Source organism: Microbacterium nanhaiense (assembly GCF_014646015.1).
Lineage (GTDB): Bacteria > Actinomycetota > Actinomycetes > Actinomycetales > Microbacteriaceae > Microbacterium > Microbacterium nanhaiense.
The window spans coordinates 319184-332557 of record NZ_BMMQ01000002.1; the positions used below are offsets into that span (position 1 = coordinate 319184).

Consider the following 13374-nt stretch of genomic DNA (forward strand, 5'->3'; position numbering starts at 1 on the left):
ATGATCTACCTCGATCACGCCGCGACGACGCCGCTGCGCGGCGAGGTGCGCGACGCGTGGCTCGAGGCGCAGGGTGTCGGCAACGCCTCCTCGGTGCACGGCGCCGGTCAGCGGGCGCGCCGGGTGCTCGAGGAGGCGCGCGAACGCATCGCCACGAGCCTCGGATGTCAGCCGATCGAGGTCGTGCTCACCTCGGGCGGCACGGAGTCGGTGAACCTCGCGCTCAAGGGCCTGTGGTCGTCGCGGGGCCCGCAGCGCGACACGATCGTGCTGCCGGACGGTGAGCATCATGCGAGCCTCGACGCCGCGTCGTGGCTCGTTGCCCGGGAGGGCGCCCGAGTGCGATCCGTCGCGCTCGACCGGGTGGGACGGATCCCCGAGGACGCGTTCCGCGAGGCGCTCGATTCCTCGACGGCGCTCGCGACCGCCCTCGTCGCGGCCAACGAGACGGGCACGATCAACGACGCGCCCGCGCTGTCGCGGGCCGCGGCCGAGGCTGGCGTGCCCCTGCACCTCGACGCGGTCGCCGCCGCCGGGCACCTGGCGATCGAGTTCTCGGCGTGGCGGGGGCCGGCTGTCGCCGGTGCGGGGCTCGTGGCTTTGAGCATCTCGGGCCACAAGCTCGGCGCCCCCGTCGGCACGGGCGCGCTCATCGTGTCCCGCCACGCGGCACCGGATCCGCTCCTGCACGGCGGTGGTCAGCAGCGCGGGCTGCGCGCCGGGACGCAGGACGTGGCGGGGGCCGTGGCGCTCGCGACCGCTCTCGAGCTCGCGGACGCGGAACGGCAGACGGAGAACGCACGCCTGGAGGAACTGCGCTCGCGCTTCCTCGCGACGCTCGGTGCGCGACTGCCCGAGGCGGTCGTCCTCGGCGATCCCGACTCCCATCTGCCCGGAACGATCCACCTGCATCTGCCGGGAGCCGAGGGAGAGTCGCTGCTCTTCCTCCTCGATCAGCGCGGAATCTCGGTCTCGACCGGCTCGGCGTGTCAGGCGGGCGTCGCGGAGCCGTCGCACGTCGTCATGGCGCTCGGCTACTCCGCCGAGGCAGCGCGACAGGTGCTGCGGATCTCCATGGGGCGCACGACGAGCGAGGCTGACATGCACCGGCTCGGCGAGGCCCTCGTGGATGACTACAGCCGTCTGACCCACCGCTGACTCAGCTGCGCCGCGTACCCTGGCATCATGCGAGTACTAGCGGCGATGAGCGGTGGCGTCGACTCGGCCGTGGCGGCGGCGCGGGCCGTGGAAGCCGGCCACGAGGTCGTCGGCGTGCACCTGGCGCTGTCTCGCGCGGGCGGCACCCTCCGCACGGGTAGCCGCGGGTGCTGCACCGTGGAGGACGCCATGGACGCGCGCCGCGTCGCCGACAAGCTCGGAATCCCGTTCTACGTGTGGGACTTCTCCGAGCGCTTCCGCGACGACGTGATCGACGATTTCATCTCGGAGTACCAGGCCGGGCGCACGCCGAATCCGTGCATGCGGTGCAACGAGAAGATCAAGTTCGCGGCGCTCCTCGAGCGCGCGCTGGAGCTGGGTTTCGACGCGATCTGCACGGGACACTATGCGACGCTCGTCGAGGGCGAGGACGGCCTCGAGCTGCACCGCTCGAGCGAGGAGGCGAAGGACCAGTCGTACGTGCTCGGCGTTCTGAACGCCGAGCAGCTGCGGCACTGCTATTTCCCGCTCGGCACGACCCCGTCGAAGCAGATCGTGCGTGCCGAGGCCGAGGCGCGCGGCTTCTCGGTCGCGAAGAAGCCCGACAGTTACGACATCTGCTTCATTCCCGACGGCGACACCCGCGGTTACCTCGCCGAGAAGATGGGGATGGAGCAGGGCGAGATCCTCGACCGTTCGGGCGCCGTGCTCGGCACGCACGAGGGGGCCCACGCCTTCACGGTGGGGCAGCGGAAGGGTCTGAACATCGGCCGCCCCGCGCCGGACGGCAAGCCGCGCTTCGTGCTCGAGATCCGCCCCGTGCAGAACCAGGTCGTCGTCGGCCCGAAGGAGGCGCTGGCGGTGTCGCGGATCTCGGGTTCCCGCTACAGCTGGGCGGGCCCGGCGCCACGCGACGCGGAGTTCGCCTGCGAGGTGCAGATCCGTGCGCATGCGGATCCGGTGCCCGCGCTCGCCGCGCTCGAGGGCGGATCCCTCGTGATCACCCCGGAGGTTCCGCTCGACGGCGTCGCGACGGGTCAGACCGCCGTCGTCTACGTCGGCACGCGAGTGGTCGGACAGTGCACCATCGACACGACGGTCTCGGCGGTTCCCGTCGAGGCGTGACTGTTCGTTTGTCAGCCCTCCGTGCCTAGACTCAATTCGTGACCATCAGCGCTACCGATCTCAGCCTGGACGACGCTCGCGCGGAGGCGGACGAGCTCGTCGCCCGCATCGAAGCCGCGCGCGACGCGTACTACGGATCCGATACCTCCGAGGTGGACGATCAGACGTACGACGGCTGGTTGCACCGGCTCGAGGAGTTGGAGGAGGCGCATCCCGTCCTCCGCGCGCAGGACTCCCCGACACAGACCGTCGGCGCCGCGGAGACGACCGGCCTCGACACGATCGAGCATGCGGAGCGCATGCTGAGCCTCGACAACGTCTTCTCACCCGACGAGCTGCGCGAGTGGTGCGTGAAGGCCGCAGAGGCGGCGGGTCGGGAGGTGCGCTGGCTGACGGAGCTCAAGATCGACGGCCTCGCGATCAACCTTCGCTACGAGAACGGGGTGCTGACGTCCGCGGCGACGCGTGGAGACGGCCGTGTCGGCGAGATCGTCACCGACAACGCCCTGCGCGTCGCGGGGATCCCGGAGCGCCTCTCGGGCGAGGGGCATCCCGAGATCGTCGAGGTGCGCGGCGAGGTCTTCATCCCCGTCGAGGAGTTTCACGCGCTGAACGCCGGTCAGGCGTCGCGGCGGGAGCGCGCGTTCGACGAGGCGCGGGCCAAGTGGGAGAACACCCGGAGCGCGACGAAGAAGGACTTCGACGAGGAACGAGCGCGCACGGCGGCCGAGCGACGGTTTCCGGCATTCGCGAATCCGCGAAACGCCGCAAGCGGCGGGCTGCGCCAGCAGATCGAGAAGAAAGACGGGCTCGAACTCGAGGCGGGCGAGGCCCGACTGACCTCGCTTCGCCTCTACGTGCATGGCATCGGCGCGTGGCAGAACCCCCCGGTGTCTTCGCAGAGCGAGATCTACGAACTGCTCTCGACATGGGGCCTGCCGACGAGTCCGCACTATCGCGTGTGCGCGACCATCGACGAGGTGCTCGAGTTTGTCGCGCACTACGGCGAGAACCGCCACTCCGTCGAACACGAGCTCGACGGCATCGTCGTGAAGATCGACGAGCTCGCGCTCCACGATGAGCTGGGCGCAACGAGCCGCGCGCCGCGCTGGGCCATCGCGTACAAGTACCCGCCCGAGGAGGTGCAGACAAAGCTCCTCGACATCCGGGTGGGCGTCGGCCGCACCGGCCGCGCGACACCGTACGCGGTCATGGAGCCGAAGCTCGTGGCCGGCAGCGTCGTGCGGCAGGCGACCCTGCACAACCAGGAGGTCGTCGTTCACAAGGGTGTCCTCATCGGCGACACCGTCGTGTTGCGCAAGGCGGGCGACGTGATCCCGGAGGTGCTTGGCCCGGTCGTCGACAAGCGCGACGGGACCGAGCGCGCCTTTGTGATGCCCACGGAGTGCCCTGAATGCGGCACCCCGCTGCGCCCCATGAAAGACGGCGACATCGATCTCCGGTGCCCCAACGGGCAGTCGTGCCCGGCGCAGGTGCGAGGGCGCGTCGAGCACATCGGCTCGCGCGGCGCACTCGATGTCGAGGCGCTCGGCGAGGTCACCGCGGCGGCGCTCACGCAGCCCGCGCGCAACGCGCAGACCGGCGAGGAGCTCGCTCCCGTGCTGTCGACGGAGGCGGGCCTGTTCACTCTGACCCTCGATGACATCGTGTCCGTCGAGGTCGTGGTCACGGATCCCGAGACGGGCGAAGACCGCGTCGACGAGAAGACGGGCGAGATCGTGCGGCGGGCGCCATTCCAGCGCATCGAGAAGGTCTACCCTCCCGGCTGGGAGGATGCGACCCCCGCGGAGCGCCGCAAGGCGGGCATCCGCAAGGACTTCGTGATCGTGCATCCCTCGGCCCAGGCCGTGAAGCTGCTCGAGGAACTCGAGCGTGCCAAGACGAAGGAACTGTGGCGCCAGATCGTCGCGCTCAATATCCGTCACGTCGGACCCGTCGCTGCCCGCGCGGTCGCCGACTACTTCGGATCGCTCGCCGCGATTCGCGCGGCGAGCGTCGAGGAACTCGCCGCCGTCGAAGGCGTCGGCGGCATCATCGCGCAGTCGCTCCTCGACTGGTTCGAGGTCGACTGGCACCGCGACATCGTCGAGCAATGGATCGCCGCGGGCGTGAGCTTCGACACACCCGGTCACCCCGGCCCCGGCGCGGCCGTCGCCGCGGGTGGCGTGCTCGAGGGCCTCACCGTCGTCGCGACGGGCACCCTGGACGGCTTCACGCGCGACGGCGCCAAGGAAGCGATCATCCAGGCCGGTGGGAAGGCCGCCTCGAGCGTCTCGAAGAAGACCGATTTCGTCGCGGCGGGGCCGGGCGCCGGATCCAAGCTTGCCAAGGCCGAGGAACTCGGTATTCCCGTGCTCGATGCCGCCCAGTTCGCGGTCCTGGTGACCGAAGGCCCGGCCGCGCTCTCGCTGTAGGCGCCGCGCGGCGGCGCGCGATAGGGCCGGCACGCCCGCACGTCTCCGCGGCGGTAGTCGACGAATGCCAGACGACCGCGGAGACGTGCAGACGGCGCGCGATGCCGATGACTCAGCGCGGTGGGTTCACGATGCGAGCACGCGCACGTCCCACGGCCCGAGTTCGATCGACCCGCCCGCGGCGAGGCGCTCGCCCGTCAGCACGTCGGTGGCCGCGTCCGGCAGCTGGTACGTGCTGGCCTCCCACGACCAGTTGTGCACGACATGGATCGTCTCGCCCCGCTGGTTGCTCGAGTTGGAGACCGACTGCGTCTCGGCCTGCGGGCGCCAACCCGGTGTCGCGTGCGAGACCTCGACGGCCCAATCCATGAGCGCTCGAGCGAACTCGGGGTTCGGGACCGTGCCGACGACGGTGACGCGGCCGCGCCCGTGCACCCGCGTCGTCACGGCGGGCCAGCGCCCGAAGTGCGGGTGCTGATAGCGGACGAGCGCGTCCGCATCGGTCACCTGCAGGCCGTCGGCCCAGAGCGTCGCCGCCGCGCCCGCCGGCAGATCGAGACCGGCCCCGGTGACGGACAGCGGCGCGGAGAGATTGCTGAACTCGTCGTACCAGGCGCCGGCGGCCTCGTCGAGGAACGCCGGTTTCGTCTCGAGCCGGGCGCGCGCCTCCTCGTCCTCGTACCCCGTGCGGATCCCGACGATCAGGTGCCCGCCGGCGGAGGCGTAATCGCGGAGCCATGCGAGGTCGTCGTCGCTCGCTACCGTGAAGGCCGCCGCCACCAGCACGGGGAAGCGCGCGGCGGCGTCGGCGGGGGTCATCTCGCGCAGCTGCGCGGCGTGCACCGTACCGCCCTGAAGACCGGCTTCGAAGGTGCCTCGCACGAATGCGTCGCGCACGGTGTGATGAGTGCGCGAATCCTTCAGCATGCCCTCACCGAGGAACGGCTGCTCCGACTGCGCCCACTTGCTGGGGTTATCGAAGAGCACGCCCACGTCGACGGCGGGCGTCAGTTGCGTGACCCGGTCGCCGGCGGCGCGGAACTCGGACCCGATCTGCGCGAGCTGCTCGTACACCCGCCCCGGTTTCTCACTGTGCGGCAGGATGCCACCCCAATAGGTCTCGGCGCCCGCGTGCAGGGTGTGCCAGTGCCAATACTCGATCATGTTCGCGCCGCGGGAGACGAGCGCCCAGGCGGCCTGGCGCCACTGGCCGTCGAAGCCGGGTTTGTTGACCCACTGCTGGCCGATCGCCTGCGCGTTCGTCTCGGTGACGAGAAAGGGGGCCTGCTTCGTGCCATACATGCGATCGGCGAGACCGAACAGTGCCCAGGTGCCGGCGAGCGTCCAGTTCTGCTCGGTGTCGACGGTGCGCGGAAGGGCGAGTTCGTCCTGCATGCGGAAATAGGCATTGCCGGAGGTCACGTCGAGGGCACGCGCGAGGTCTTCGTCATCGGCGGTGACCCGGTCGTAGGCGATGCAGGTCGTCACGAACTGGTCCTCGCGACGGTACTCGCGCACGATGTCTGCCTGCCAGGAGATGAACCGCGAGGTGATCTCCGCCTGGAATCGGCGCCAGGCGAGCGAGTACTGGGGCTGGGCATTGCCGTCCGGGCGCCACAGGTCGGCCCAGTCGCTCAGCAGGTGGGACCAGTAGGTGAGCCCCCACTGCCTGTTGAGCTCCTCGACCGAACCGTAACGATGGCGGAGGTGGTTCACGAAGCGCTGGAAGACCTGGTCGTTGGAGAACGGGACCATGCCCGGCTCGTTGTCGACCTGGTAGCCGATCACGGCGGGGTGATCGGCGTAGCGCGCGACGATCTTGCGGATGATGCGCTCGGCGTAGAACAGAAACGCGGGGTGCGCGTAGTTGATCTCCTGCCGGGCGCCCCAGCCCATCCTTTCGCCCGTGCGCAGCTCCGCGTTGATCTCCGGCAGCTGGCGCACGAGCCACGGCGGCGCGGCATAGGTTGGCGTGCCGAGGATCACCGCGATGCCGTGCACGTGCGCGGCGTCGAGCACGGGAGCGAGCCATTCGAGGTCGAAGCGACCGTCATCGGGCTCCCAGGTCGACCACACCGACTCGCCGACTCGAATGACGGAGAACCCGGCCTCCTTCATGAGGCGCATGTCCTCCTCGAGCCGGGGCGACGGCTGATACTCGTGGTAGTACGCGGCGCCGAAGAGAACGGCGTCATTCAGGTGCGACACGGTGGTCCTTTCGTTGTGCGTCGGGGCGGTCATCCCTTGACCGCCCCGGCGGTGAGTCCCTCGAGCAGCTGCTTGCGGAGCAGGATGAACACGAGGATGGTCGGAATCGAGGCGAGAACCGCGCCCGCGAGGACGAGATCGTAGGAGCGGTTCTCGGACGCGAAGAGAATGTTCAGGCCGAGGGGCAGCGTGTACTGGTCCTGGTCCGAGATGAGCACCAGCGGCCAGAGGAAGCTGTTGTAGGTCTGCAGGAAGCTCCACACGGCGAGTGCGCCCAGCGAGGGGCGCAGGAGCGGCAGCACGATGCGCCAGAAGGTGCCGAACTCGGTCGTGCCGTCGATCCGGGCCGCCTCGATGATGTCGTCGGGAATCGACTGCACGATGAACTGCTGCATCATGAAGATGCCGAACGCGGGGGCGACCCACGGAACGATGAGCGAGAACCACGGCGTCTGGAGGCCGGACTTCACGACGAGGATGAACAGCGGCACAAGGATCACGGCGAAGGGGATCGACAGCGAGCTGAACATGATCGTGAACAGCACCCGGCGCCCGCGGAATCGGAACTTCGCGAAGCCATAGCCCGCGAGCGCGCACACGAACACGGAGATCACGGTCGCGATGAGAGCCGTACCGACGCTCATCCCGAACCACGCGAAGAAGGGCTGGGATCCGAGGAGATTCGCGTAGTTCTCGGCCGTGATGGGGCCGGGGATCAGCCGCGGGGGAGTCTCGAAGATGTCGCCGCGGCTCTTGAAGGATCCGCTGATCGCCCAGACGAGCGGGGCGATGAACACCACGAGCAGCGCGACGAGGGTCGTGTAGAGCAGGCCGCGGCGCACGCGCGCGGCGGGGGTGGCGATGGTGGTGGTCATTGGTCCCTCCCGATGCCGAGAATGCGGTTGAGCGCCTGGCTCACGAGGAAAACGATCGCGAACAGCACGACGCCGGCGGCCGCCGCGTACCCGAACTGCTGGCGCTCGAAGGCGGCGCGGAAGATGAACATCGCGACGCTGAGGGTCGACTCGCCCGGGCCGCCCTTGGTCAGCAGATAGGGCTCGTCGAAGAGCTGGGCCGCGCTGATGAAGCTCGTCACGACGACGAACGCCGCAACCGGCCGGATCGACGGAAGCGTCACGGTGAGAAAGGTGCGCCAGCGCCCCGCCCCGTCGAGCGCGGCCGCCTCGTAGAGCTCTTTCGGGACGTTCTGCAGCGCCGCGAGGAAGAAGATCGTGAGATATCCGACCGTGCGCCACAGCAGCACGAAGCCGATCGCGAACTTCGCGATCGTCGGATCCCCGAGCCAGTCGACGTTCGGGATCCCGAAGAGCGCGTGAAGCGACGCGTTCAGCAGCCCGTAATCGCGGTCGAGGATGAGGCTGAAGATCAGCGCGATCACGATCGGAGAGATCACCATCGGCACGAAGTACGCCACGCGGAAGCCGTCGCGGAACTTCAGCCCCTTGGCGGCCAGCCCCTGCGCGACGAGCAGCGACAGCGGCACGACGATGATCACGGCGATCAGCGTGTAGATGCCGGAGTTGGCGAGTGCTCCGCCGAAGCTCGTGTCCCGTGCGAGGTCGAGATAGTTGTCCAGACCGACGAAGGCGGGCATTCCGATACCGACCCACTCCGTCGTGGACAGCGCGATCGCGGCGAGCACGGGCACGATCATGAACAGCGCATAGAGCACGTAGAAGGGCGCGATGAACAGGTAGGGCGCGGCGCCGCCGCGGAGGCTGCGCCCGCCGTGCTTCCGGCGCAGCTCGGTGGGGACGACGGTGAGTTCCGTGTGGGTCGACATCATCCTCGTGCCTGCCCTCGGAAGTCGCGTGCGGCATCGGTGAGCGCCTCGGCAGGTGTGGCCTGACCGCGGTAGGCGCGGAGCAGGTGGCCGGAGAGTACCGTGTCCATGATCGACTGGTTCTCGCTCTGATGGATCTCGGGGGCCTCGTCGACGATGTCGCGGTACACCTCGAAGAGGCGCTGACCGCCGAAGAACCCGTCTTCGAGCGCAGCGAGCTCCGGGGAGTCGTAGACGGATCGAAGGGTCGGTAGGTAGCCCATGTCCCGGTAACGTTTGATCTGCTGCTCGGGATCCAGGTAGGCGGCGGTGATCAGCTGGACGCCGGCCTCCGATGCCGGCTTGTCGCGGAGCACCGCGAATCCTGTTCCTCCGCCCGCCCCGGTGCGTCCGCCGCCCCCGGCGAACCGCGGCAGCGGCGAGATCCGCCAGAGCCCCTCCTGCTCGGGTGCGCTGGGCTGAATGCCGTACGTCGAGTACCACGAAGGCATGTTGACGCCGATGATCTTGCCGGACTTCAGCCCGCTCTGCATGCCGGGACCGTACATGTCGGACACCGTCGCGAGGGCGCCCGACTGCACGCCCGCGACGAGCATGCGGAGGGTGTCCTCGGCTTCGGGCGTCTCGAGGGTGGGCTCACCGGCCGCATCGAAGAGGCCGCCGCCTCGTTGCAGCAGGTGCACGTGGAACGTCTGCACGGTTCCGCCCGGGTCGCTCGTCGCGATCGCTCCGAGGGAGACCCCGTCGGAGTCCGCGAGCTTCGCACCGGTCGCGAGGAAGTCGTCCCAGGTGCCGAAGGTGTCGGGGAGTCCGAGGCGTTCGAACTCGTCACCGCGGTGGTAGTAGACAGTCATCGGCGTGTCGGAGTCGAGCGCGTAGAGCCTGCCGTCCTTGCTGAATGGCGCGGTGCGAGCGCTCATCAGGTCGTCGCCGAAGGGGGCGACGATGTCGGTGAGGTCGGTGAGGAGCTCCGACGCGATGGTGCCGCGCAGCGTGCGCGTGAATGCGCCGATCTCGAGCCCGACGACGTCGGGCGTTCCGGTGCCCGCGACCGCCTGTGCGATGAGCTTCGTCACGATGTCGGCCGCGCCGGCCTTTGTCACGCCGAGCGCGTACCGGAAGGCGCTCGCCGCCTCGGCGCGCGGAACCGCCTCGGTGAAGAAGCGCACGTACGCGTCATCGTGGGTCCAGAACGACAGGTCGATCTCGCCCGAGCCGATGGGCGGGCCGGAGGGCGGGGTGCATCCGGTGAGCCCGGCGAGGAGGGCGAGCCCTCCGGCACCGGCGGCGAGCCGGAAGAGCCCGCGCCTCGAGATCGAGGGGGACGGTGGTGTCATGTGCGACTCCTGACTACGTTGTCATATCGAACGAATGGGACAGGGGGAGGAGGGTGGCTAGGCCGGCGCGCTCGACGCCCGCACGACGAGCCGAGAATCGACGGCGCCGGGAGGAGTGGCCGGATCGGCGCCGTCGAGCCGGGCGAGCAGTTCGCGCATCCCGACGCGCGACACTGCGCGGAAGTCTCGCTGTACAGACGACAGGGGCGGGGTGAGGTACTCCGCGACGTCGAGGTCGTCGAAGCCGACGATCGCGACATCAGCGCCCACCGTGAGGCCCGCCTCGTGCACCGCGTGCATCGCGCCTATCGCCATCTGGTCGTTCGCGGCGAACACCGCGCGAGCGCCGCGGCCGAGGAGTATCCGCATCGCCTCGAGCCCCGATCGCGGCGACCAGTCGCCCGGTACCGGCTCGGGGATCTCGGCGCCCGCCTCCGTGAGGGCACTGCGCCAGCCGCGGAGCCGGCTGCGGCTCGCCAGCCAATCGGGCGGCCCCGCGATGTGATCGACGCGCGGCGCGCGCGTGAGGAGGTGCCGCGTCGCCTCGAATGCGCCGGCGCTCTCATCGGTGTATGCGAGGAACTCGCGCGTCGACGACGTGACCGCTTGTGAGCTGAAGGTCAGCACCTCGATGCCGTCCGGGACGTCGAGGCGGCGCGCGCCGAAGTCCTGCGGTTCCGACACGATGATCGCCTCCACGCCCTGACTCACGAGCGAGTCCACGGCCGCCTGGATCTCGCGGCCGCCGCCCGGCGTCGTGCTCACGATGCTCAGCGCGTAGCCGGCGCGGCGGGCCTCGTCCTCGACGCCGGCGAGCACCGACACCGGGCCGTGCAGCGTCGTTCCTCCCATGGTCACGACACCGATGCGCTGCGAGCGGCGCGTCACGAGGGCGCGCGCGGCGCCGTTCGGGCGGAATCCGAGCATCTCGATCGCCCGCTGGACCCGCTCGCGCACCTCGTCGGTCACGTAGCGTTCGTCGTTCACGACGCGGGAGACGGTCTTCTGCGAGACGCCGGCCGCGCGCGCGACGTCGACCATTGATACGCGACGCGCGGGGGATGTCGGTGCGGGCAAGGGCGAACCTCCTCGTTCGACTAAGACGCTAGACGGATCTGACTGCGTAGTCAAGCCTCACGACGTTCGGGGCACACGCCCGCGTCCGCATACGATGGCTCTGTGACTGAAGCGTTCAACCCGCCGCGCCCGTGGATCGCCTCGTACGCACCCGGCGTCCCCGATGACCTTCCGGAGATGAGCGGTTCGCTCCTCGATCTCGTGCGTGATTCGGCCAGAGAACATCCGGATGCGCCGGCGCTCGAGTTCTTCGGACGCGTCACGAACTACCGTCAGCTGGACGAGGCGATCGAGCGCGCGGCCGCGGGGCTCTACGCGCAGGGAGTGCGCCGCGGCGACCCCGTCGCCCTCGTCCTTCCGAACTGTTCCCAGCACATCATCGCCTTTTACGCGGTGCTCCGCCTCGGCGCGATCGTCGTCGAGCACAATCCGCTCTACACCGCTCGGGAGCTGCGCAAGCAGTTCGAGGATCACGGCGCGAAGCACGCGATCGTCTGGAGCAAGGTCGCCAAGACCATTCAGGAGTTCCCGCAGGATCTCGCCGTCTCCTCGCTCATCTCGGTCGACATCACTCGCGGGATGCCGGGGTACATGCGCGCGGCGCTGAGCCTGCCGGTGCCGAAGCTCAAGGCCCAGCGCGCGCAGCTCACCGAGCGCGTGCGCGGCGCCGTCAGCTGGGAGGCCATCGTCGGGTACGCGCCGATCGGATCCGATGTTCCAGCTCCCGACACCGACGACACCGCGGTGATCCAGTACACGAGCGGCACCACGGGGGATCCCAAGGGCGCAACGCTCACGCACCGGAACCTCCTCGCGAACGCGGCGCAGGCGCGGGCCTGGACGCCGGAGGTGTCGAACGGAGAGGGGACCGTCGTCTACGCCGTGCTGCCGATGTTCCACGCGTATGGGCTGACCCTCTGCCTGACGTTCGCGATGTCGCGCGCCGCGCGCCTGGTGCTCTTCCCGAAGTTCGACCCGGACATGGTCCTCAAGGTCACGAAGAAGTACCCCGCGACGGTACTCCCCGCCGTTCCCCCGATCGCCGAACGGCTGCTGGGGCGGGCGCAGGAGCGCGGCGTGTCGCTCCGGGGCACCGGCATCGGCGTCTCGGGGGCCATGGCGCTGGACGATGCGCTCGTCGTGCCGTGGGAGAAGGAAACCGGCGGAATGCTCGTCGAGGGCTACGGCCTGAGCGAGTGCTCGCCCGTGCTGATCGTGAATCCCGTTTCGGACGCTCGGAAGGCTGGCACGATCGGGCTCCCGCTGCCGGGCACCGAGGCCCGGGTCGTCGACCCGGACAACCCGAGCGTCGACGTCGCGCCGGGCGAGGCGGGCGAACTCGTCGTGCGCGGCCCGCAGGTGTTCGGCGGCTATTACGGCCGTCCGGAGGAGACCGAGCGAGTCTTCGTGGACGGCTGGTTCCGCACCGGCGACATCGTCGAGATGGACGAGGATGGTTTCTTCCGGGTTGTCGACCGCATCAAGGAGCTGATCATCACGAGCGGCTTCAACGTGGCACCGACGGAGGTGGAGATCGCGCTGCGTCAGCACCCCGCGATCGCCGATGCCGCCGTCGTCGGGCTGCCGTCGAAGGAGCACGGTGAAGAAGTCGTCGCGGCCGTCGTGCTCGACGGCGATCCGGAGTTCGACGCCGAGGAGGTGCGCGCCTTCGTGAAGAACATCCTCACGCCCTACAAGGCCCCGCGCCGTTTCGTCGTCGTCGACGAGCTGCCGAAGTCGATGATCGGCAAGGTCATGCGGCGCCAGGTGAAGCAGCAGCTGCTCGAGCGCTAAGCTCGCCTGCCCGCGAGCGGTGCGAGCGAGTCGCGGATCGCCGCGAGCTGTTCCAGGGAGAGGCCCGTGGCGGCGGCGACCTGCGGCGGCACGTCGAGCGCGCGGGCGCGGAGGGCTCGGCCCTCGTCGCTGAGCGCGATCTCGAGCCGGCGCTCGTCGCCCGCGCGGCGCTCACGCGTCACGAGGCTCTGCGCCTCCAGGCGCTTGACGAGCGGTGAGGCGGTCGCGGGATCCATCGCGATCTCCTCCGCGAGATCGGTGAGCGAACGCGGGGATCGCTCCCAGAGCGCGAGCATCACGAGGTACTGCGGATGGGTGAGGCCGAGGGGTGCGAGGATCGGCCGGTAGGCCGAGACGACGTTGCGCGCGGCCGTGACGAGGGCGAAGCACAGCTGGTTCTCGAGCAGGAGCATCTCGTCGGTCATATCCGGAGTCT

General features: G+C 69.5%; 10 protein-coding genes. 4 read left to right on the plus strand and 6 right to left on the minus strand.

What is annotated here, in order from left to right:
* The 3 genes from IEX05_RS04510 to ligA are packed head-to-tail and all read left to right on the plus strand — an operon-like array spanning nucleotide 1 to nucleotide 4718.
* On the plus strand, nucleotides 1–1158 hold the full coding sequence (locus tag IEX05_RS04510; protein ID WP_188700186.1) for a cysteine desulfurase family protein: 1158 nt from the start codon (nucleotides 1–3) through the stop codon (nucleotides 1156–1158).
* Nucleotides 1159–1185: 27 nt separating this feature from the next.
* Nucleotides 1186–2283, plus strand: a complete 1098-nt coding sequence (mnmA, locus tag IEX05_RS04515; RefSeq protein WP_188700187.1) for a tRNA 2-thiouridine(34) synthase MnmA — start codon at nucleotides 1186–1188, stop codon at nucleotides 2281–2283.
* A 38-nt stretch (nucleotides 2284–2321) separates the two neighbouring features.
* A complete protein-coding gene (gene ligA, locus IEX05_RS04520) occupies nucleotides 2322–4718 on the plus strand; it encodes an NAD-dependent DNA ligase LigA (RefSeq protein ID WP_188700188.1) in 2397 nt (798 codons plus the stop codon).
* A gap of 126 nt (nucleotides 4719–4844) precedes the next feature.
* Here ligA and IEX05_RS04525 read toward each other — a convergent pair whose 3' ends face one another.
* The 5 genes from IEX05_RS04525 to IEX05_RS04545 are packed head-to-tail and all read right to left on the minus strand — an operon-like array spanning nucleotide 4845 to nucleotide 11144.
* Nucleotides 4845–6926: a beta-galactosidase gene (locus tag IEX05_RS04525; protein ID WP_229661121.1), complete on the minus strand. Its 2082-nt coding sequence runs from the start codon at nucleotides 6924–6926 to the stop codon at nucleotides 4845–4847.
* 29 nt (nucleotides 6927–6955) lie between these two features.
* On the minus strand, nucleotides 6956–7801 hold the full coding sequence (locus tag IEX05_RS04530; protein WP_188700190.1) for a carbohydrate ABC transporter permease: 846 nt from the start codon (nucleotides 7799–7801) through the stop codon (nucleotides 6956–6958).
* The gene (locus IEX05_RS04535) at nucleotides 7798–8733 is read right to left on the minus strand and encodes a carbohydrate ABC transporter permease (protein WP_229661122.1); all 936 of its coding nucleotides are present in this window, start codon (nucleotides 8731–8733) and stop codon (nucleotides 7798–7800) included. The genes IEX05_RS04530 and IEX05_RS04535 overlap by 4 nt, the downstream gene beginning before the upstream one ends.
* The gene (locus IEX05_RS04540; protein ID WP_188700192.1) at nucleotides 8730–10067 is read right to left on the minus strand and encodes an ABC transporter substrate-binding protein; all 1338 of its coding nucleotides are present in this window, start codon (nucleotides 10065–10067) and stop codon (nucleotides 8730–8732) included. The genes IEX05_RS04535 and IEX05_RS04540 overlap by 4 nt, the downstream gene beginning before the upstream one ends.
* Before the next feature lie 57 nt (nucleotides 10068–10124).
* Complete coding sequence (locus IEX05_RS04545) at nucleotides 10125–11144, minus strand: LacI family DNA-binding transcriptional regulator (RefSeq protein ID WP_229661123.1); 1020 nt, start codon at nucleotides 11142–11144, stop codon at nucleotides 10125–10127.
* Between the two features lie 102 nt (nucleotides 11145–11246).
* On the opposite strand from IEX05_RS04545, the gene IEX05_RS04550 reads away from it, so the two are divergent.
* Nucleotides 11247–12938 carry a long-chain-fatty-acid--CoA ligase gene (locus IEX05_RS04550; protein WP_188700193.1) on the plus strand — a complete coding sequence of 564 codons (1692 nt, stop codon included), beginning with the start codon at nucleotides 11247–11249 and terminating at the stop codon, nucleotides 12936–12938.
* Here the strand turns inward: IEX05_RS04550 and IEX05_RS04555 are convergent.
* Nucleotides 12935–13363 (minus strand): MarR family winged helix-turn-helix transcriptional regulator, encoded by a 429-nt coding sequence (locus IEX05_RS04555; RefSeq protein WP_188700194.1) that lies wholly within the window; start codon nucleotides 13361–13363, stop codon nucleotides 12935–12937. The genes IEX05_RS04550 and IEX05_RS04555 overlap by 4 nt on opposite strands.
* Between the last annotated feature and the right edge of the window lie 11 nt (nucleotides 13364–13374).